Annotated in this window: 13 protein-coding genes; 2 read left to right on the top strand and 11 right to left on the bottom strand. The window is 60.1% G+C overall.

What is annotated here, in order from left to right; translation table 11 throughout:
- Window positions 1-7: 7 nt before the first annotated feature.
- The 3 genes from CV013_RS09785 to CV013_RS09775 form a co-directional block, all read right to left on the bottom strand.
- Window positions 8-2,320 carry a type IV secretion system DNA-binding domain-containing protein gene (locus tag CV013_RS09785; RefSeq protein ID WP_102155049.1) on the bottom strand — a complete coding sequence of 771 codons (2,313 nt, stop codon included), beginning with the start codon at window positions 2,318-2,320 and terminating at the stop codon, window positions 8-10.
- Window positions 2,310-2,642 (bottom strand): hypothetical protein, encoded by a 333-nt coding sequence (locus CV013_RS09780; protein WP_102155048.1) that lies wholly within the window; start codon window positions 2,640-2,642, stop codon window positions 2,310-2,312. The genes CV013_RS09785 and CV013_RS09780 overlap by 11 nt, the downstream gene beginning before the upstream one ends.
- 731 nt (window positions 2,643-3,373) lie before the next feature.
- Window positions 3,374-3,595: a hypothetical protein gene (locus CV013_RS09775; RefSeq protein WP_102155229.1), complete on the bottom strand. Its 222-nt coding sequence runs from the start codon at window positions 3,593-3,595 to the stop codon at window positions 3,374-3,376.
- A gap of 286 nt (window positions 3,596-3,881) precedes the next feature.
- Between CV013_RS09775 and CV013_RS09770 the strand changes: the two genes are divergently transcribed.
- Window positions 3,882-4,208 carry a DUF6437 family protein gene (locus tag CV013_RS09770; RefSeq protein WP_232806580.1) on the top strand — a complete coding sequence of 109 codons (327 nt, stop codon included), beginning with the start codon at window positions 3,882-3,884 and terminating at the stop codon, window positions 4,206-4,208.
- Between the two features lie 67 nt (window positions 4,209-4,275).
- Here the strand turns inward: CV013_RS09770 and CV013_RS09765 are convergent, their stop codons facing one another.
- The 5 genes from CV013_RS09765 to CV013_RS09745 form a co-directional block, all read right to left on the bottom strand.
- The gene (locus CV013_RS09765) at window positions 4,276-4,674 is read right to left on the bottom strand and encodes a single-stranded DNA-binding protein (protein WP_067695865.1); all 399 of its coding nucleotides are present in this window, start codon (window positions 4,672-4,674) and stop codon (window positions 4,276-4,278) included.
- A 270-nt stretch (window positions 4,675-4,944) separates the two neighbouring features.
- Entirely contained in the window at window positions 4,945-5,214 is a 270-nt protein-coding gene (locus tag CV013_RS09760) for a hypothetical protein (protein WP_102155046.1), read from the bottom strand.
- A 70-nt stretch (window positions 5,215-5,284) separates the two neighbouring features.
- A complete protein-coding gene (locus CV013_RS09755; protein ID WP_102155045.1) occupies window positions 5,285-6,220 on the bottom strand; it encodes a DUF2493 domain-containing protein in 936 nt (311 codons plus the stop codon).
- A 219-nt stretch (window positions 6,221-6,439) separates the two neighbouring features.
- The gene (locus CV013_RS09750) at window positions 6,440-6,880 is read right to left on the bottom strand and encodes a hypothetical protein (protein ID WP_102155044.1); all 441 of its coding nucleotides are present in this window, start codon (window positions 6,878-6,880) and stop codon (window positions 6,440-6,442) included.
- Window positions 6,881-6,891: 11 nt separating this feature from the next.
- Complete coding sequence (locus CV013_RS09745) at window positions 6,892-7,821, bottom strand: ArdC family protein (protein ID WP_102155043.1); 930 nt, start codon at window positions 7,819-7,821, stop codon at window positions 6,892-6,894.
- A 371-nt stretch (window positions 7,822-8,192) separates the two neighbouring features.
- On the opposite strand from CV013_RS09745, the gene CV013_RS09740 reads away from it, so the two are divergent.
- Window positions 8,193-12,005 carry a PIN domain-containing protein gene (locus CV013_RS09740; RefSeq protein WP_102155042.1) on the top strand — a complete coding sequence of 1,271 codons (3,813 nt, stop codon included), beginning with the start codon at window positions 8,193-8,195 and terminating at the stop codon, window positions 12,003-12,005.
- Window positions 12,006-12,075: 70 nt separating this feature from the next.
- Here the strand turns inward: CV013_RS09740 and CV013_RS09735 are convergent, their stop codons facing one another.
- The 3 genes from CV013_RS09735 to CV013_RS09725 all read right to left on the bottom strand — a co-directional run bounded on the left by CV013_RS09735 (window position 12,076) and on the right by CV013_RS09725 (window position 20,497).
- Window positions 12,076-13,863 (bottom strand): recombinase family protein, encoded by a 1,788-nt coding sequence (locus CV013_RS09735; RefSeq protein ID WP_102155041.1) that lies wholly within the window; start codon window positions 13,861-13,863, stop codon window positions 12,076-12,078.
- Between the two features lie 308 nt (window positions 13,864-14,171).
- Window positions 14,172-16,145 (bottom strand): ParB/RepB/Spo0J family partition protein, encoded by a 1,974-nt coding sequence (locus tag CV013_RS09730; protein WP_102155040.1) that lies wholly within the window; start codon window positions 16,143-16,145, stop codon window positions 14,172-14,174.
- A 74-nt stretch (window positions 16,146-16,219) separates the two neighbouring features.
- On the bottom strand, window positions 16,220-20,497 hold the full coding sequence (locus CV013_RS09725) for a strawberry notch family protein (protein WP_102155039.1): 4,278 nt from the start codon (window positions 20,495-20,497) through the stop codon (window positions 16,220-16,222).
- Between the last annotated feature and the right edge of the window lie 57 nt (window positions 20,498-20,554).

Genomic DNA, 20,554 nt, shown 5'->3' with positions numbered 1-20,554 from the left:
TTGCCTTTCACATGTCGGGCTCGAACTCGCCGAAATCCTTTTCCGGAGGATCTGCGACCGCACCTTCACGCAGGTCTTTCTCGACCGGCGTGAGAGATTGGTGCCCACTGGTCACCGCGCGAGCTTGGGGCGTCGAACCGCCCTTTCCAGCTGCGTCATCGCCGGCGGTTCCCGGTTCGGAGGGATGCTGTTCCGCGCCCATTGCTGGTGCATCCTCACCGGTTTGCACTGCGGCGAGAGGTAGTGTTGGACCTGCATCCAGATGCGTATCGGACCGGGTTTCGGCACCGAGATCACCAGCAACGCGCCCTGCATTCAGCTTTTCAAGTGGCACAGGCTCCTGCCGGTCCTGCGGTTGATCGGCGACACGGCGCTGCCCCTCCAAGTCGAGTTTGAGCTGTTTTGTATCGACAGGCTTACCGGCACCGTCGTCATTCGAGGCGGGATGTTCGTCATTCGGTTTCAAACCCGGTTTTGCTTGGAGCGTCGCTGCCGCAGGACCCTGGTCAGGCTTTATGAGCGGTTTCTCGCGGGCGATGAATCCCTCGGCAATACGACCACGTTTGCGCGGAATGAGCGATACCGGCGCAGCGGGGAATCCGTCGGGAAACTTGATGTAGGCCGACAGCCGCGGAAGGTTCATGAACTGGTCGGGCAGGAGCAACGGCTCGATCTGCCGCCGGGGGGTCAGGCTGACTGCGTCGCGCGCATTGTTGTACCCGTAGCTGTAGCCTTCTTCCATGTCGCGCACCTGCCGGTGGCCGATGAAATCGGAGCACCAGGTCGCCGTTTCGCGATCGGCTGTCGCCAGGATGAGCTTGGTGCGCGCAAGCGAGGACAGGGTCATGGCCATGTTCTCGCCGTAAACTTCCTTGAGCTTGGCAAACGCATGCACGCCGGTGACGATCGCTCCGCCGAAGTTGCGCGCGGTTTGCAGCCCCTTTTCGAGGGCCGGTAGTCGGTGAAGGGCGCCGAGTTCGTCGATCAGAAACCACATCCGCAGGTCCTGTGTGCGCTCGAGCGTCATCAGCGTATTCATCGCCGTGTCGAGCCAAAGCGTGAGTAACTGAGAGGAGATGCTCATGTCGACATAGCGGGCAGAGAGGAACAGGATCGAGCCCGCCTGGCAGTCGCCTTTGACCCAGTCGCGGACCGAAAAGCGCGGTCCGGATGAGGGCAAAAGCTTGAGCACTTTCGCATTCGCATTGAACACAGCGCGGATCGATTCCGCCATGCGAGCCGCTTCCGGAGCGGTCAGAGGATCGGCCATGGTACCGCGCATCAGCTTATGCACTTCGGACAGGTCAGCGGTCATCAGCCGCCGTGCCAAAGCCTCGTTGGTTGCAGTTCCGTTACGGGCAAGATGGAGACACATCTCAACGAACAGCATGCGCGCCGCGAGCACCCAGAACTGTTCTGAACCACCCCCGTCATGGGGCACGAGCGCCTCGGCAGCGGCATGAAACTCAGCTTCCGTCGTACAGTCGTTGAACACGCTCCACAGCGGACACCGAACATCGACAGGATTGAGAATGATGTCGCGCGCGGGATCGTAGAAGGCCTCAATGAAAGCCCCTGTGAGGTCGAAAATGACCGCGCGCTGGCCGCGTTCACGCGCTTCGGCAACTAGTTCGGTGAGCGCCACGGTCTTGCCGGTTCCGGTTGTGCCAATAAGCATGGCGTGGCTCTGCTCGAGCCGCCACGGCCAGCTTACACCGGCGAGATGTGCGGGTTGATAGTGGCCCGCTTCGGCGAGCGCCGACGAGCTCGCAAGCCGCCACTTCCAGCCGAACTTGCGTCCCAGTTCCTCGGCCCGGAATGCCTTGTTGTGACGCTCGATTTCTTCTTCGAGTTCGTCGAGCGAAACCAGCATCGCGCCGCGCTCGTGCTTGCGCTCCTTTGACCGACCGCCAAAGCGCTCGGCGAACCACCAGAAGAACACGAAGGCCGGGATCAGCAGTACTGCCGAGACCAGCAATCCCTGCTTCACTGCCGTGCGAAACGCATCGACCGCCTCGCGCATCGGCGGGAACTCGCGAACGATGCCAAACGGGAGGCCGACCCTTTCGCCGTCAAGCAGTTCAAGGTTGACCAGTTTGGCCGGATCGAACTCCATGAAGGCATAAAGACTGGCGTAGATATGCATCCAGACCAGGTAGATCTGGTGATCGCTCAGAGCTGACCGCACTTCCCAATAGCAGGTGCCGACGGCAACCAAGCCGGTGACAATCAGAGGACCCTTCAGGCCCGCTGCAAACATGAAACCGAAGTGGCCGAGCAGCTGGCTCCCGCGGGTGAAGTTCAGGAGATTATGCTTCATGGGATTGGCCTCCCATGCTCGCGCTGACAGGAAGGCCAAGACGCTCGAGGCGTCGCCGGTACGCTTCGTGAGTACGGTCGCGCAAACTCGCGTCAGAATGGCTGGCTAAAAGCGCATCGAGCGCCACCGAAATGAAGATTGCCTGGCGCGCGGGATCGAGCCCTGCGGGGCGTTCTTTCGCCTCATTATCGCGTTGCCACGCTGCGACAATGAGGTCACGGATGAAAACACTAACACTAACGCCGTGGTCCGCGGCACACTGGCGAACCCAGTTGCCTACGGAGAGAGATACGAATGTCTGAAGCCGATCTTGTCGGGTCATGAATCAGGTTCCTTGTCGGGCCGACGGAACCTGGCTCACCTTGCGGAAGGTGACGATGAGAATAAATCGTGAACAACTCGCAGTCAATCGAAAGATTCGAACGATATTTCAGCATGATAGATGGATGTGAGTTGTCTGCGGATCAGCGCAAAGCCGCTCTACTCGCAGACGGGTTGATTCCGCCCAAAACCATATTCTTTAGCAATAACATAGAGATAAATCCCGAAATCGCGGGGTAGGGTGTGCTCCCTTGTTCCCAAGTGCGCGAGGTGGTCCAGGCAATAAGCGGTATTGATCAAGGATGACCTTTCCCGATCTCCATGTTGGAGCGCGAGCAATCAGGCCTGGCACCTCTTCGGATGCAGATCGAGAGCATTTCAACTCCTCCCGCCAAAGACAGCACCTGCGAAAGAGGCAGCGGCCAAGGGCGCGTGGGAAGCAAGGCAAGCGGGGCATGTCGCATGCCCTAGCTTCCCGCCGCCCGACCCGGTGCCGGTTCGTAAGTGCGCGCGGGGCCGAAGAACAAATTACGCCGCACCCTCAGGAGCGCATCGCCAGATGCGCGGGACAGAGTGCGTCCACAGCCCCGCTCCACATATCGGGCGCCGCCGCATTGCGGTGGGCGACCGTCAGAGCAACCGACCGAGCCGGTTTCTTGTGCTTGATTGGACTACCCGGCGAACAAGAAAAAAGGGCAGGAACCGTTCCCGGTTCCCGCCCTGTCGGTAGTCTCAGAACTCGTCGAGCATGCCACCGTGGATCGTGTGGACCACCCGCGCTGCGAGATGTGCTGGCAACATGTTGTAGTCACCCTCGTCGAGGGCAAAGTACCCGAGCTCGTCATCCTCGATAACGTGCTGATCGAAGAAGCTGTGCAGCGCTCTCTTCTCGGCTGTTTCCAGAGCCTCGAAATAGCTCCGGGACGGAAGGGCGCAATGCATCGAATAAGCCATGATAATCCTCCTGATTTCTGTCGTGAGACGACAGGAGGTGCGCGCGATGGTCTTGTGCATCCCGGGTCAAGGATCGCCCGGATGGGCGACCGCAATAGCGGCGGTGGGGGAAACGATTTTGATCGCTGCCGGATGCAATCCGGTGGCGGGCAAAATGGTGGGGCCCCGCCGTCCTTGAGGCGGGAGGCGCAAGGCCATCATGCTGGGAGAACCGTGAGCCAGGACCCACCACCTCCGCCCCAATATCGAACGCCTGCTGGGTGCGAATTGCCTTTCCTACACCCCGATGACGCGGGCATGGAAACAACCGGGGAGCAGATGCGAGGGGGACAAAAGGACAAGAAACATGCCCCGAAACAGGAGCGCGATTGCAGCCCTGCAAAAGCTCGAAGCGGACCGCGAGGCGCTCGACGCCAAACAACGCGAACTTGAAGTGCAAGCGGCCAGGGAACTCGGCGAAATCATCCTGGGAAGCGGCCTCGAAAGCTTCTCGAAGAAGGGGCTTAGGAAGGTTGCCGAAGAACTCGGGAAACTCGGCGAGGATGCCGCGATCGAGAAACTGACGGGGCGCGGTGCAACCCGTGCTTCGAATGCAGCGCCGGGAACCCATTAACCACAGAAGAAGAGGCCCTGCCGCTTGCGGCAGAGCCTCTTCGTAAGGGGGACGACCGGCATCGATGTCAGTCGATATCGGGAGCGTCGGTGTTGTCGTTGTCGTCGCTCGAACCACTACCGCGGGAGAGGAAGTCGACCTTATCCGCGAGGATCTCGGTGCCGTAGCGCGTGACCCCGTCCTTGTCCTCCCACTGGGTGTAGTGGATGCGGCCCTGCACGCTGACCAACTGGCCCTTGGAGCAGTACTGGCCGACGGTCTTGGCGAGGCCGTTGAAGCAGGTCACCCGATGGAACTCGCTTTCCTTGGCGGTGTAGCCGTTCTCGTCCTTGTAGGTCTTGCCGTCCTTGTCGCGTGCGGGGCGATCGGTGACGACGGTGATCCCGGTGACATTGGTGCCACCCTTGGTCTCGCGGGTGTCCGGATCGCGAGCGATGCGGCCGGTGAGGATTGCGATATTGGTCATGGTGTAAGTCCTTCAGTTCCTCAAACCGGAGACCATCTCCGGCTTGCGAACATCCAGAAGAAGCAGGGCATGGGAGGACTGCACCGCAGGCCAGAAGGGCCGAAGGGGAACCTGTTCATGACGGGTGGTGCGGGCAGGCGCGCGAAGCGCGACCACACGGCCGGAAAGGAACGGGTTGCTGTCCTCAGCTGACCTGGTTCAGGACTGTTCGCGAAGAAAGCCGGATGGGTATCGGGTGCGGGCTTGAAGGCTCACGTGACCCTGCTGCAATCAGCGTACCCCATCGCCTTCCGATGCCGCCAGCAGATCCATGAAGTTGCGGGCGGCTTCCCGGTCTTCCTCGTTCTCGAACGCCACATCGAGGTCAGGGGCTGACCCGAACATGTGCAGGAACGACCACAGTGCAAAGCGCTTGCCCCGGTCCTCCTCAAGGCCGAGATCGACCCGGCAATGCTCGATGCCGGCTGACAACGTGTCGGGGGCAACCCCGGAGAGGTCGGTGGTGGCAAAGTAGCGCTGCAGCAGATCGTCAAGTTGCATGACCGGCCCATAGGCGGGTCAGCGCCGAATGCACATCCCGGCAATGTAGATGCTGATGATGAATGACCCCTCAGGACCCCGGAGAGGTGCCCAACGGACCACGACGATCGACCACGGTGATCCGACGTACCTTGGCATCAATGACGAGCCGTTCGGTCACGCCATTGCCCGGAAAGGCGACAACATAACGCGGATTGAGCGAGAGCATCTGCTCGTTGCGCTTGAACCCGGCGCGGGCACCGAGACGACGGTCGAGCGAATAGGTCAGCTGCTGCACTTCGCGGCGCTCGGCCCAGCTCGCGGCCAGGCGATCGGCACCCTTGCCGTCGCCGCCATGGACCAGGAAGAGATCGGGAACCACGTCGCGAACCTTGTCGAGCGTCGCCCAGATATTGTCGGCGTAGACACGCGCATCCTCTGCGCTCTCGAAGCTCTGACGACCACCGGCAAAGACGATTGGAGTTCCCTCCGGGATCAGGGCATGACGCCGGTTCTCGGCGCGTGCGCGAAGGAAATCGCGGGCATCGATCACGGCCGATGTGAGGTTTCGCGAATGGCTCGTGCGCGAGCCGGAAACGGGCTTCCACGAGGAACCGGTCTCGTCGCGGTAGAGTGCTGCCGCAGCCTCGCGCATCTGCTCGAAGGCCAGCATGCTGGCTTCGGCAGCCTGTGCACGTTCGACCTGCTCTTCCAGATTGCTCGAGTGCACTTCGGAGCCATCGGCTGATGCGAGGAGGACCCGGATCTCGTCGCTGGCCCGGTCGAGCTGAGCGGACTTCCGACTTGCAGCACGGTGAAAGAGATTGACCATGCCCCAGGCGATATCCTCGGCATCAGCTTCCAGGGCCGTGTCGGAAAACATCGCGAAGAGGTCGGACCATACGGCACCAAGCGTCTGGTCGATCGCATCCTCGCAGGGAAAGTCGGTCTCGTTGAAAGGGGCTGGCCTGATGCTGAGGCCTGAAAGGTCGAGGCCGCTCAACTGATCGATGAAGCTGTCGTACATGGGGTGTCTCCTGATCGCGGGGACAAGGACAGGAGGCACCATTGCCTCGGGCCTGTCCGCCGGAGCCCGATCAGGGCCGGGGAAAGGGGCGAGACGCACCGCGTAGCGGGAAACCTGCGGCCCTAGGCTGGCGCGGGCAACACGGGCCGAAGGGCCGCAGGTTGCGGCTCGACCCGACCGGCCCAAGGGCCTCTCCCGGCGGACTGGGATGAGGCAGGATCAGGACCCGGTGTCGCAAGCGGATCGGGAGCGCTCGAAGATCGCTTCGCCATTCGAGAACCGCCCGACCAGGCGCAGCTCACCGAACAGGTCGATGAACCTTCCCGACACTTGGGCGAGCCAATGCCGTGCCCTTGCAGTTCGTGGGACGTAGATGTCCGCCTCCCAGTAATGGGAATCATCGCGTTCGGCGAGCCAGATCGCGGCGAGCCCACAATAAGTCGATATGCCGCAATCAGCGAAGGCGTTTCGCAGGAGGATACGGTCCTCGCGGCCGCGCCATCCATCGAAGCGCTGAAAGGAAGGAAAGGTCGCCTTCGTAGTATCGATGACCTCGTCGACGAGGCACTCGTAGGCCCAGTCTACATCGTCCTCTTCGCCGTCATCGAGCAGGCGAAAGGCCACCACGGAGCCGGTCGGATAGCTGACGGAACGTCCCATCTCACTGCTCCTCAGGCCGCATCGGCGGAATCGACATCGGCCTCGCCTTCCAGGGATTGGTGACCACCCAGTTCGAGAAGCAGGCTGGCCGCTTCCTCGGCCTTGGCCGCAGCGCTCAGGATGGCGCGCTCGTCCGATTTGAGGATCTTGAGCCAGGACGCGATGTAGCTGGCGTGATGGTCGAGGTGGGTGACCGGAAGACCCAGTTCGGCCCCGAGGATGGCCGAGGACAGCTCGGCGATCAATTCCTCGGCAGCATAGTCATCGCTGCCGAAGCGGTTCTTGAGATCGCGGTCGAGCCGCGAAGAATGCCCCGTCCAGTGCGACAGCTCGTGGGCAAGCGTTGCGTAATAGTGGTCATAGGCTTCGAAGAGTTCGGCTGGCGGCATGGTGACCCGGTCACGCTGCGGCTCGTAATAGGCCTGGGCTCCATGATGCCGCAGGTCTGCCTCGATCCGGGTGAAGAAGGCATCGAGCCGCTTTTCGCGTCCTTCGGGCTCAAGTGCTGCAAACAGCGGCTTGGGGTGGTAGAATGCAGGGAGGCCGTCGCACTGGTCGGCATTGAACACGGCATAGGCCTTGAGCACGCGCCGGTTCTCGGTGTCCGCTTCGCCCTCGGCGTTTTCGACCTCCTTGGTGTAGCTCTTGTAGAAAATCGCGATGGTCGATTTCTCACCCTTGCGGACCTGTCCGCCGAGCGCCTGACACTGGCGATAGGTCATCCAGTAGGGCGAGGCGTAGCCACAGCCATCGGCCACCATCCACAACCAGAAAGTGTTCATGCCGCGATAAGGCGTCCCGCAGGAGCGCAAGGGCCGCGAGACGGGCACTCCGCGCCACGGCTTGACCCAAGGCTTTGTGCCTTGCTCTAGCTTCTCTATAATTGCGGCGGTGATGCGCTGAGCTGGCGAAGTCGATGCAGTGCGGCTGGGCTTAGTCATGGGAGTTCTCCTGATCGCCGGGACGGACATGTCCCGGTTCAGGAAAACCAAAGCTCCCTCCTCTCTCTTTTACAGGCGGTCGTTATGCGCCCCAATTTCGGACGTTCGAGACCAGATCAAATCTTGCGGAAAGCAGCCGCCTTTCAGAGTGCGGGAGTGGCCGTTTGCTCGGCTTGTAAGGGGCCTGACCATGTGCCGAGCTACTGCCACTGACTTGCTTCCAATCACAAGCTCCATAGTCCAATGGATATTCCCACCGTTCCCCTGCGGGCTCAATCCTCTCCTTTGTCTCGTTAGCACCTCTACGCCATCCCCGATTTGGGGATAACTTACCCTTGTGAATTCAAGGATTTTCGGTTCATCAACGCTTTATGTCGACAGCATCCACTCGCATTCCAAAACCAAAGGATTGGCAAGAGTTCGAACGCCAAATCGAAATATTGGCCCAATGTGTTTTGGGCGATCCGACCGCTAAAGGTAATGGGCGAACAGGCCAAAGGCAAAAAGGTGTCGATGTTTTCGGATGGCGTCCGGGAAAGATTGCAGTTGGCTTTCAGTGCAAGGAGCATTTTGAGAAGCCGGTTACAGAGAAGGAGCTTCGAGACGAGGTAAAGAAGGCCGAGCAGTTCCGGCCGAAGCTTAAGGAATTTATCCTCGTCACCACAGCTGATCGTGACGCGAAAATTCAAGAGGTTGCTCGTCTCATGACGGAGGAACGCGATGACTTCTCTGTCGACGTTTGGAGCTGGGAAGATATCGAGGGACACGTTGCCAAGCATCCTGAGGCCATCAAGGCCTTCGACCCAACCTATTCGCCTTTAATCGTCGAAGAGCTGAGGGAGTATCAGGATCAGGGAGTCAATCGTATTATCGCCGAGCTCCAATCACTGAGAGCGGGTGGCAACAGCGTTGCGACGGAGAGCGCTGAGGCGGTTCAAGACGAGGATGAGAGTACTAAGCTGCACGGGCAAATTACGCTCGTCCAAAACATGATTGATGAAGGGGATGTGATAGCCGCGATACCTTTGCTTGATCGGTTGGTCGCCAAGGAGCAAGCGCAGGCAAGCCCAAGCGAGATCTATCGCCTGAATGTCGCAAAGGCAGGCATAGCCATCAAGCGCGAGCGTTTTGAGGAAGCGGGGCGAATTCTTGTAGATGCGGCAAGAGAGTATCCCGCGCACAAGAATGCGGAGAGCAACCTCGCCATAGGCCTTCTCCTGTCGGGTGAGAGCGAGGAAGCTGAAGCCACGGCTTTAGGCGCCCTAAAGCGCAACCCCGAAAACCAAAAGATGGCCGAAACTCTAGCTCAGGCGCGTGCGCAGCAGGGTAAAGAGGATCTCTTCGCTGACATTCCGTCAAAGCTTCTTGATTCATCGATCATGCTCGGCCTCAAATCAACGGTGGCGCGCATGAAGGGCGACCAAGGGTGGAGAAAATTGGCAATTGATGGGGCGCGATCTTACCACGAAGACAAATTTCTCAAGAGATTTGCCGCCGAAGCCATTGTCGATGAATGCCTAGAGAAAGCGCCCGAGTTCATTGTTGGAGAGCCAGCGGGGCCCATCTCCCGTGAAGACATAGCTCATGCGGCAGATGTCCTTGTCGGGCAAATTGCGAACCTTCGTGAAATCGAAGGCGAGGTGCCGGTCTCGCTCGCACACAATGCTGCTCTTGCCTGCAGGCTAGATGATCGGTTCGACAAGGCATTCGAGATCCTCGAAGGGGCCATCGCAGACCACCCAGATGAGGTTGAGCTGGTTGAGCAAGTGGCTATGCACTATGTCCAAACGGGCGAAGCAGCGAAAGCAGTGCCGCTGCTTGAGCCAATGGAAAGGTCCAGCAAGCGAGATCTAACTCTCGCAGCAGCTTTGATCGAACTCGATCGCTATGCCGAAGCCAAAGCGGTACTCGATGAGCAGCAGTACCCAGAAAAGTTGAACCTTCCTCAATTTCAATTCTTTGGGGTGCATTTCGAATGGTACCGCAAGCAAGCCGACTTTGATGGCGCCCGAGCCTTCTTCTCAGGATTAGCAAAAAACCACCCAGGAGACCTACTGCCTCTCTTGTTTCGAGCCAAAATCGAGCGATTGGCAGAGGATGAGACGGCTTATTCAGAGGCGCTTGATGCAGCAATTGAGCTTGTCGACGGAAACAGTTCCTTTGGCGTAATTCACGAACTAGCGGACGAGGCATTTCGGGGACAACATTACGAAATCGCCGTTGATCTTCTCAAAGATCGAGTCGCGGTTGATCACGAGAATGAACCACTCTCGCTGTGCATTGCTGCTGCGATGAATGGCGACCTGCATCGCACAGCATCCGAACTTCTCGATCGCGTTCCCGAGGGGCTTGCTGAAGAGAGATGGTACCGACGTGTACGGATCGCGCTGGCCAACAAGATTGGAAGCGATCGAACGCTTCCCCTCCTAAATAAGTATCTGACTAGCTTCCCCGAAGACGTTGAGATGCGGACATTGCGCATTGGTTTGTGGCAGACTTCGGGTCTGACGGGGAAAATCCGCAAGGATATCGAAGCAACTGACTTTGCTGGTCTGGAAGGCAGCCCATTCGCCCGAATGCAGTATTTCAGGCTTGCGACGGCATACGGTGATGGTGCGAAATCACTACCGTTCGCCTACCGATTGCTGCTTGAAAACTGGAATAGTGTGGATTGCCACACCGGGTATCATGGCCTGTTTCTCTCCAACATCACCATATCGGGCATAGACCTCTCTCCGACAAAAATTGATGTCGCTACGGTATGCCGTGTGCTGACCGACAAGAATGAAGACCGCTGGTATCGAGTTGAGGAACAGAAGCCGGCAGTCTTTGGAGATGAATGGCTTTCCCCGGACGATCCTTTGGCTGAGACTTTGATGGGTCACGCCGCTGGGGATGTGGTGGAGGTCGAGGGAGCTCATGGCAATTTCAAACTGACAATTGCCGAGGTTAAGTCGGTCTATCTAGACACTTTTCATCGATCCATCTCTCGCTTCAATGATCGCTTTCCCAATTCGGGGGCTATGCTTCAAATGTCGATCGTCACCGAAGCAGAAGATCCCTTTTTCGAAATGAAGCGAATGACCCGACGCCTAAGCGAGCGGAATCGGGAGACAATCAACATATATCGCGACAACCCAATTTCGATTGTTTGGTTGGCTGGGCTTTTAGGTAAGGATGAAATTGAATGCTCAATCGGTCTCCCCGCTGAAACGGGGATACCATTCCGAGTTTGTCAGGGGACATCGGATGAGCGCGAAGCTGCGTTCGAGATCATAGATCAAAATGACGAGCATGGTGTCGTGGTTGATGCTGTCACGGCCGTGCTTATTAAGCGCCTCAAATTGGAGGAGGCAATCAAGGCAGTGTGCGGACCACTGAAGGCAACCGCCACAACAATCGAGCGCTTAACTGAGCGCTTCCATGAGGCAGAAGGAATGCTCGGACGCCAAATGGGGACGTTCGGGTATCAAGATGGTCAGTACGTCTTGACTGAGCACACTGACGAGCAAATCCAATCGGTGATCGAGGTTCGCAAAGACGAATTAGAGTGGGCTAGGGAAAATCTCGAGATAGTTGACGCCTTACCCAGTCGTGAGTTGGACCGAGAAGCTCGTCAGATGGCGGATATGGTGGGGCTTAACGCTATCGCTCCAGCCTTGGCTGCAAGCGGTGCAGGCCTGCCAATCTTAGCAGACGATTTCGGCATTCGACTTTGGGCGAAAGCTGCTCTCGATGTCGACGGCCTTTGGCTCCAGCCAATCCTAATGCGAGCCCGAGATCAAGGGGCCATTGACGAGGGCCAATATGCAACGGCCATCCTGGACATGGCAGAAGCGGGCTTTAGCTATATCTCGCTCGACAACCGAACGCTTCTTCATGCCCTCAGGAAGGCAGATTTCGACGTCTCTTCGGTCGAGAAGCCGCTGAACATCCTCCTTGGGAAGTCTGCAGACATCAATCGCAACTTGTTCATTGCGATGGCAACGCTCGTAGCCTTGAAGGATGAAGATTGTCCGCCGATGACCCCATACAAACTCGCGAGCCAAATCGCGCGTGCAGCCACCTACCCCCGTTGGGATCAGGTTGATAAAATTTTGTCTGCGATGAGTGCAGTTCCATTTCCGGGCATGGCCAAACACTTGCAGAGCTGGAAGCAGTGGAACAGTCTAGGTTCGGCATAGACTGCAGCCTACGTTGTTGCGTCCGTAACTCTTCGACAATTTTCGATAGTTGACGGTCTCCTAACGGCCTCTACTTTGACGCGCTCGGCCACATCCCGCGACCAAACAGATTGCGAGGATCGATCGCACGCTCGGGCGCTGGAAATCCATAGAGTTTGCGCTGGACCGCCCAATCGGTCGGCACGTTGGAATTCAGCAATACCTTCCTGTTGAGGCCGGGGGGCTGCGTGCCATCGAAAACTGCGGTAACGATGTCCGGAGCTAGGTAATTAAGCCGTACTAGGCGTGCGAACTGCGCCGTACGGCAACCCTGGATCTTTGCTAGCGCATCGAGGTCGAGCTCGCGGTTCTCTTCGACGAGACGTTGCGCTTTTCGGGCGCTGCGAATGAGATCGACAAGCTTCTTGTCGGGCGTCCCCGTGCACGAAGCTTTTCGCGGTTTAATATGCAAGGATGGCCAACGCTCGGCAGTTACTGCTCTTACCGCGACAACATGATCGTAGCGCGCATCGCTGCAAGACCAGTTCGATGGACGCCCGCGGAAGCTCATATCGCTCTTCCACTCGAGATAGCGACGTACCTCGAGCATACGAAACTCGATTGAGACCTGGTCCTCACCGAGCTCCACACGATGCGCGATTGCCCTGAAAAGCTCATGCAGATTCGGCTTCGCGGTCGCCATCAGCCGGTCGGAGGCTGCCGGCCCTTTCTCGGCCAATGTTTCCAGGTTTTCGCCGAACAGACCAAGCCCTTTGAGCGCCTTTCTTAGCTTGATCCGATCGCACAAGAACTCTGCGACTGCCGCCAGAACTACCGCGTCGAGCTCGTCAGCGCTTGAACGATACTGCCGAAGAAACAGCTTCTGCGACCAGATGGCGTTGCTCGAAACGTAGGTCTTGTAGAACTTGCCCCAATGCCATTTCAGGTCGAGCCGCATATGGCGTCCAAGATCGTCCCATAGCAGGCCCGCGAGAAAGTGGTCAGTATCTCGATTGTCCGGCTTTCGCTTCTTGCGCTCGTTGCAGATCGCTTGCGCCTTCTCCCAGATTTCGCGCGATATGAGCGCCTCGTGCTCGCCTGGATAGGTCCGATCGTGCCCTCGAATTTCGCCGACATATATCGGGTTCTGAACGATGCCGTAGACGGTACTGGGTGATATAGGCGTTCCCCCGCGCGACTTGCCCCGCGGCGAATACTTGACCGAGCTGCAAAGACCCCGTTCGCGAACGGCCGTCATGACGCGAGTGTATCGCCGTGTCCGCAGAAACTCGTCGAAGATAAACCGGACAATCTCAGCTTCTGGCTCATCAACCTTCAATCCCTCGGGTGTGGCAACATAGCCGAACGGCGGCAAACCACCGTGCATTTTCCCGTGCCGCTTGCGCGTGCGGATGCTGTCGCGCACCCTTTCCGCGATAAGCTCGCGTTCGAACTGGGAGAAGGTAAGCAGCACATTGAGGATCATCCGGCCCATACTGTCGGAAGTATCGAAGGCCTGTGAGATGGAGACCAGAGCTATGTTACGGCGATCGAAGATCTCGATCATCCGAACGAAATCGGCGAGGCTACGGGTCAGCCGGTCGATTTTGTACACCACGACAACGTCGATCTCTCCTGCTTCGATATCCTGCATGAGCTGCGAGAGCGCAGGGCGATCCATTCCGCTCCCCGAATGGCCGCCATCGTCGTATCGGTTGGGTAGCTCGACCCAACCCTTGTACTGCTGACTCTTGACATAGGCGCTACTGATTTCGCGCTGCGTAACTAGTGAATTGACATCATGTTCGAGGCGCTGGTTAGTGCTCTTGCGGGTGTAAATTGCGCACCGTTTCAACGGTGCGATAGCTTCGATATCCATGGGCAAACTCCGAAATTTCTTCGAAACATCGCCCCGTTGCGATCGGCGGAGAAGGTCTAAGCGCCGGATACGGAGAATTATGCGGCTATATGAACAGCGGAGGTGTCTCGCGCCTGATCGGTCCCCTTGGCGTGATCGGCCATCGACCTTCAGCCTGAATCGATTGCCAGCAATGAGTAGTTCGTTCTCCCCTTTTTCTGATCCACAAGCGGACTGACTGTTTTCTGCCGATAATCTGGCAACGAAAAGGCGGCCCGTCCCTAGAGGGTCGGACCGCCCGCCGAGTGACCTGGACCTGTCAGGAGGGGTCAGGCAGCCTGCTCGGCAATCTCGTCAGTTCCTTCGCCGTTGACCGCCTCGTTTCCTTCGTGGTCTGCCAATTCGACTTCTTCCGAACCGGCGAAACGCATGATCGAAGGCACCCATGCCTGCGCCCGTTCCTTAACCTCGGGCTCGCCAATGAAGTTGCCCGAGAAGATGCGTTCGGCAGCGCTCGCAAGCTCAGCCTTCTTCGAGGCAGCGTAGCGACTGACCAAATCGGGACCACCGGCGGCATCGAGCGCTTCGAGCGTGCGGGCCTTGGCCACCCTGTCGAAGTAATTCGCCGCCGTGGGACGCCACCAATGCGCGGTCTCGATTTCGAGGAGCGAGCCGAGCGCCTCGTGCAGTGGCACCGAGCGCTCACCGTCACAGGCAAGGCTGGCAACCAGCGTGCGAGAGACGACATGGCCGAGCCAGGCCGAGCGCGTCTCGTCAGACAGTGCCCGGAACCTGGCAAACCGCTCGACGTCGTTTTCGCCAGCACGCCAGCTTTCATCGAGCGATCCTGCGAACTCGGCCATAGCAGCACTTGCCGGGGCATCCTTGGCCTCGAACCCGGTGACCGGGCCGGACGCGACCGAGCCGACGAGGGTCGACGCTTTCTTGGCGCGCCAGTCATGCCCATCGGCATCGGCGAGCGTGAAGACCATGAAATCGAGCGCCAGTGCCGGGTCGTTGGCGAGATGGATTGCCAGGATGTCGCGGCGCTGCATTGCGAGTTCATCGAGCAGGCGCTGCGACAATGAACTCCCCTTTGGCTTCGCCGTTCCGGATTCCTCGACTGCCTCGACCACACCTTCGTCGGTGATGACCTCGGTCTTGGTGTAGTACTGCGGGACCAATGTTGGCTCGCCATTGCGAGAGAGGACTAGGAAGGCACCGGCCTCGGATTTCAGTTCATCGGCGAGTAGCGGCGGCCGGTCATTGAGCGCGCGCATGGCGCGGTCGATGACGACGAGTTCCTGTTCGGCCTTGGCGATCTCCTCCTCGTCGCTGTCTTCGTCTTCGAGCACGGCGGCGACACGGTCGTAGTCGGCCTCGAGCTCGCCGAGCTCCTGCGCTTCCTGCTCGGTCATTGGCGCAGGCTCGCAGGGCAAGCGACTGAGACCTTCAACAAGGTCGTGGCTGACATAGGTGCCAAGGGTCGGGCGCACCCAGGCAAGGCCATATTCGAGCGCGGTCTTTTCCGCCGCCTCTTCCATGGCCTTGTGCGCGAGGTCTTCGAGCAGCGCGACATCGATCCAGCTCTCGCTGGCATCATCGTCGAACAGTTCGCGCTCAATCCGGCCGCCTGCGGCGAGATAGGCATCGCGTCCGACAAGCACGGCCCGCGGATCGGAACCACGCACCGTGGCATCGAGCACCATGCGGCGGATCGTGTCAGGAGTGATCTGGTACCAGGCGTCCTGCAGCTCGGCATAGACTTGCGCCTGGCGCTCCACGTCAGAAATCGCGCCATAAGCCTTGGCCATGTCAAGCGTGATTGTTCCTTCGGCGAGCGCTTCGAAGACGCAAGGCGCGAGACCCGCCAGTCGCAGACGACCCTCGACAAAGCGGACCGTGAGACCGAACCGGCGGGCCACGTCTTCAGTGCTGGCTCCAGCCTCGATGATGGAAGCAAAGGCCTGCGCCTCGTCGGCCGGGTTCATCGCCAGACGCTGGAAGTTTTCGGCAAGGCTGGCTTCGCGCACTTCGCTTTCTTCGCCTTCGATGACGAGGCAGGTGACTTCGTGCGTGTCAGGCAAGGTGCCCTCTTCGGCCAGCGCCTGCAGTGCGGCGAGCCGGCGACCACCGGCCTCGACCTCGAACTTGCCGCGCTTTCCTTTGCGCACGACGAGGTTTTGCAGCAGGCCGCGCGCGGCGATGTCTGCCCGCAGCTGGAGGTCGGCCAGCACGTCGCTCGACTTGCGAACGTTGCGCGGGCTCGGGACGAGCTTCTTCAAAGGAATCGACTGGATCATGGGTGTTCTCCTGATGGAATGAAGGCGCAGGTGAGGATCACGAGGCCCACAAGCCCAAAGGGCTGCCTCCACTCTCATTCCGAGATTGGGGTCTGCCCGAGGGCTCCGGCGGCAAGCGCGGGGAGAACCGACGAGGCATTCGACACCGGGACGAACAGGCGCGTGCGGTAGCGGATGATCTCGGTGAAGCAGCCTTTGCCCTTGTACCAGTCGAGCCGATCGGGCGAGAACCCGGTCAGTTCAAGCCGCTGTTCGCCGCCGACCAGAGATCGCTTGACGGTCAAGGCATCGTGGCTTGCGAGGCCCAGCGGCTTGCCGCTGGCGATGACGAGGTTGCCGATCTGCTCAGGCGCCGGTCCGCTAACTCCGGAAAGACCAAAGGTCTCGGCGATTGCGGCGAGATCGATATCGAGCACTTCACGCCCAATGATCGACTGGCCGTCCTCGGCAACGAGCCGAGTGACGCGGACATGATCGCCAGGCAGGCGCTTCCACACCGGAAGCAACAGCCCGGTGGCGAGATGGACGCGCTCGGTCACCGGTGAAGCAGCGGCCTCCTCTTCCTCGGCCCGCCAGGCGCTCGTGAACGCGGTGACGCCAATTTCTTCCCAGTGGCTCTCACCGAGTGCCTCAAGTGTCCAGTTCGCGGACTTGAGCGGGCGCAGCAGGCGGCGGCGTTCGATCACGGCCCCGTCGTCAGCAATGAGGCGTCGGGCCGGAACCGACAGTGCGACCATGCCAGAGCGCGCATTGCGCATCGGGATCGCGTGCGGGCTGCCGATCTCGTGCATGCGTAATAGGCGCTGCAAGCGTAGAGGCCGAAGGTGCCTCGTTACTTCGAGCGAGACGAGGCGGGTCTCCGCTCCGGTCACGGGATCGGTGCGGAGAAGTTCGTCGGCAAGGACCGTGAAGCGATCAACCCTCACGGTTTCCAGTCCCTGGTCGAGCGTCCCGGCTTCACGCGCGGCCTCGATCCGCGCTTCGACGAGGCCAAGGTATTCGTCGAATATGGCGTTCTGGAGCGCGATAGGCAGCGCCAGGATACGGTTGAGCCAGCGCTGGATCGTGGGGAGATTGTCGGTCAATCCGCCATCGGGGCTTTCAAGCCGGAGGCCGGTGCGTTCGACGAAGTTCTCGAAGCTCGTGGCTTCGAGCTTGCCGTCATAGAGCAGCTGGAACCACCGACTGAGCGCGTCGCGCGCATAATCGCTTTCAAGATTGTCTGCCGGATCGAACAGGTTCTGTCCGCCGGTCTGGCGCTGGCCGCGCGTCAGCGCGCCCAAGGCGTCGAGCCTTCGCGCAATGGTCGAGATAAACCGACGCTCGCCCTTTACGTCGGTGGTTACCGGTCGGAACAGCGGGGCCGAGGCCTGGTTGGTGCGGTTGGTGCGGCCGAGACCCTGGATCGCGTTGTCGGCGCGCCAGCCCGGCTCGAGCAGGAAATGAACACGGCGCTGCTGGTTCCGGCAGCCAAGGTCGGCATGGTAGGAGCGGCCCGTGCCGCCCGCATCCGAGAAGACCAGGATGCGCTTGGTCCCTTCCATAAAGCTTTGCGCTTCTGAGACATTGGCGCTGGGGCTACGCCGTTCGAGGCGCTGCTCACCATCGCGGCCCAGGACAAGCCGGCGGGTCCGGCCCGTGACTTCGGCCACTGCGTCGGTTCCGAAATGCTCGATAATCGCATCGAGCGCGGTGGCAATGGGCGGCAGTGCGCAAAGCTGCTCGATCAGCGCATCGCGCACGGCAATGGCGCGCGGGCAGAAGACGGGATTGCCCTCCTCGTCGCTCATCGCCTCGGAGCGAAGATTGCCGTCATCGTCGGCGAAGACCTGCATCAGGCGCACCGGGAAGCTCTTCGCAAGGTAGTCGATAACGTACTGAGCAGGACTGAGATCGAGTTCGAGCGCTTCGCGTTCCTCGTCAGAGAGGTCGGCAAGACGTCGGTCGAGCATGGCCTCGGCGGTCGAGACCAGCTGCACGACAACCGAATGACCTTCGCCAAGCGCTGTTTCCATCGCGGGGATCAGGCTCGGCAGTTTTATCGAGAGCAGTAGCTGGGCAAAGAAGCGCTGCTTGGTGCCTTCGAAAATCGACAGCGCCGCAGCCTTGGCGTTCCGATTGAGCGTATCGCCGCTGTCCTCGTCGACCACGCGGGTTGCTTCGAGCGCAGCTTCGAGGTTGCGGTGAATGATCGCCCAGGCATCGGCATAGGCATCGTAGATCCGTACCTGCGCTTCGGTCAGGTTGTGTTCGAGAATTTCGTACTCGACCCCGGCGAAGGACAGCGCACGGGCGAGATAGAGCCCCTGGGCCTTGAGATCGCGCGCGACGAGCTCCATCGCCGCGACGCCGCCAGCGCGGATCTCGGTCATGAACGCCTCGTGGGTCGGAAAGGCGGTCTCGGGTCCCCAGAGACCAAGCCGTGAGGTGTAACCGAGGTTGGCGATATCCGAAGCGCCGGTGGCAGAAGCATAGAGCACGCGGGCGCGCGGGAGATGGTTCTGCAGCCTGAGGCCCGCCATCCCTTGTTCGGAGCTCTTGACCTTGCCGCGGATTGAAGAGCCGCCGAGCGCATTGGCCATGGCGTGGGCTTCGTCGAAAGCGATCACGCCATCGAAATCCTCGCCCGCCCAGGCAAGGATCTGGTCGAGCCGCGTATCCTCGGCACGCCCCGAGCGCAGCGTCGGGTAGGTGACGAAGAGGATGCCTTCGGACATCGTTACGGGGCGGCCGAGTTTCCAGCGCGAGAGCGGCTGGATGTCGAGCGGCAGCCCGCCAAGCGCTTCCCAGTCGCGGCGCGCATCTTCGAGCAACGCCTCGTTTTTGGTGATCCAGACATGACGCCGCTCGCCTGCGAGCCAGCGATCCATGATAACCGCGGCGATCTGTCGTCCCTTGCCCGCTCCGGTTCCGTCGCCAAGGAAGAAGCCCTGGCGGTATTCGTGACCATCTTCGGACAGTTCCAGCGCGGTGCCTTCCTGGCTGACCTTGAATCGGCCCGGAAGATCGCGCGCGAATGCCTGGGCGGCGTAGACCAGTGTCTCGCATTGCGCTTCGGACAGAAGGCCATCGGCCCGCCAATTTGCGAGAAGGCGCGGGCTAACATCCGGCTGGGGCACCGCGACCGAACCCATGGCGACCGATTCCACCAGCGGGGTGGGATGGACCGGCGCGTCTTCGAACGCGATGCGGCTTGGCCGGTAAGGCAGATAAATGCCCGACTGTTCAGGCACCGGCGCGGGGTCGGCGAGGACCGAATAGGTTAGGTCGACCGCATTTGCTGTGGCTGCTGGTCTCGCTGCAAACGGCGCCACCGGCCGGACCGGCGTGCGTTGGGTCGACGTCTTGCCAAGGAAGCGCACTGGCTTGCCGACTGGCAGTCGATGGAGGCTGGCGGAGGTTCGCGCTCGTGGCGGTAGCTCCGTGACAAGTTCGTGGAGCGAGATGAGGTCGGCAGTATCTCCGGTGATCGCTGACGAGGGCGCAGTCGACACCTTGTCGACCACGACCAGGCGAACAACGATCCCCGTTCCTGTCCGACGAAAAGCCTGCTGCAGCCGGACATCGAGGAGCAGCGACGCTTCGTCCTGTGCCTCGGCGAAGGTGGAAGCATTGAAGCCTTCGGGCATGATGGCGACAATCCTCGCGCCACTGGCGGCGGTCCGGATTGCACTACGAAGGTGGCGCTGCGCCGTCTCGCCATCCTTGCCGCGTTCCTGGCTGCGGGCGAACGGCGGGTTCATCAACACGACAGACGGAACGGGGCCCCGATGCAGATCGGCAATCAGTTCCCCGTCATGCTTGGTGATCGCGGCTGCGGGGAAGATGTGGCTGAGGCCGTCTCGTCTTGCCGGATCGATCTCGTTGAGGACCAATGAGGCCTTCCGGACGCTGCCCCATAGGGCAAGGGCACCATTGCCTGCGGACGGTTCGAGGAGCGTGTCTTGCGCGCAGACAGCTGCGGCCTTCGCCATCAGCCAGGCCAGCATTGGCGGGGTCGAGAACTGCTGGAGCTCGACCTGTCCTTCACTGCGTACGTGCCGCGGCGGCAAGGCTGCTTCGAGCCAGTCGAACCGCGCTTCGGCTTCGTGTACCCTTGTCGCCAGATCGATGCGAGAAGACTCACGAAGCCAGAGCAGTGCGCCGATCTCTACGGCGTTGTTGTGGTCGTCGATGGTCCAGGCACTTCCCCAGTCCATGACGCCGGTCTCTTCGGCGAACAGCCCGGAAATTTCGGCACGAGTAAGATGACGTCCCGAAGCAAGAAGCTCGGCAATCTTGGCGCCGACAGCGTAAGCCAATGGCACTGACGGCAACTGCTCGCCAGCGGGAAACAGGTCTGATTGAAACATGGCAATTCGTCCTCCTGATGAGGGCATCGGGACACGCCCTCTGCCGGATCAGGAATT

It is taken from the genome of Tsuneonella flava (assembly GCF_002870965.1).
In the GTDB taxonomy this organism is placed as follows: Bacteria; Pseudomonadota; Alphaproteobacteria; order Sphingomonadales; family Sphingomonadaceae; genus Tsuneonella; species Tsuneonella flava.
The sequence above is the reverse complement of the archived record's forward strand: the minus strand, read 5'-3'. Positions and strand labels throughout refer to the sequence as shown.

Coding starts and splice junctions, on each gene's coding strand:
- CV013_RS09785 (WP_102155049.1), bottom strand. CDS start 2,320: ATGAAGCATAATCTCCTGAACTTCACCCGCGGGAGCCAGCTGCTCGGC.
- CV013_RS09780 (WP_102155048.1), bottom strand. CDS start 2,642: ATGACCCGACAAGATCGGCTTCAGACATTCGTATCTCTCTCCGTAGGC.
- CV013_RS09775 (WP_102155229.1), bottom strand. CDS start 3,595: ATGGCTTATTCGATGCATTGCGCCCTTCCGTCCCGGAGCTATTTCGAG.
- CV013_RS09770 (WP_232806580.1), top strand. CDS start 3,882: ATGACGCGGGCATGGAAACAACCGGGGAGCAGATGCGAGGGGGACAAA.
- CV013_RS09765 (WP_067695865.1), bottom strand. CDS start 4,674: ATGACCAATATCGCAATCCTCACCGGCCGCATCGCTCGCGATCCGGAC.
- CV013_RS09760 (WP_102155046.1), bottom strand. CDS start 5,214: ATGCAACTTGACGATCTGCTGCAGCGCTACTTTGCCACCACCGACCTC.
- CV013_RS09755 (WP_102155045.1), bottom strand. CDS start 6,220: ATGTACGACAGCTTCATCGATCAGTTGAGCGGCCTCGACCTTTCAGGC.
- CV013_RS09750 (WP_102155044.1), bottom strand. CDS start 6,880: ATGGGACGTTCCGTCAGCTATCCGACCGGCTCCGTGGTGGCCTTTCGC.
- CV013_RS09745 (WP_102155043.1), bottom strand. CDS start 7,821: ATGACTAAGCCCAGCCGCACTGCATCGACTTCGCCAGCTCAGCGCATC.
- CV013_RS09740 (WP_102155042.1), top strand. CDS start 8,193: ATGTCGACAGCATCCACTCGCATTCCAAAACCAAAGGATTGGCAAGAG.
- CV013_RS09735 (WP_102155041.1), bottom strand. CDS start 13,863: ATGGATATCGAAGCTATCGCACCGTTGAAACGGTGCGCAATTTACACC.
- CV013_RS09730 (WP_102155040.1), bottom strand. CDS start 16,145: ATGATCCAGTCGATTCCTTTGAAGAAGCTCGTCCCGAGCCCGCGCAAC.
- CV013_RS09725 (WP_102155039.1), bottom strand. CDS start 20,497: ATGTTTCAATCAGACCTGTTTCCCGCTGGCGAGCAGTTGCCGTCAGTG.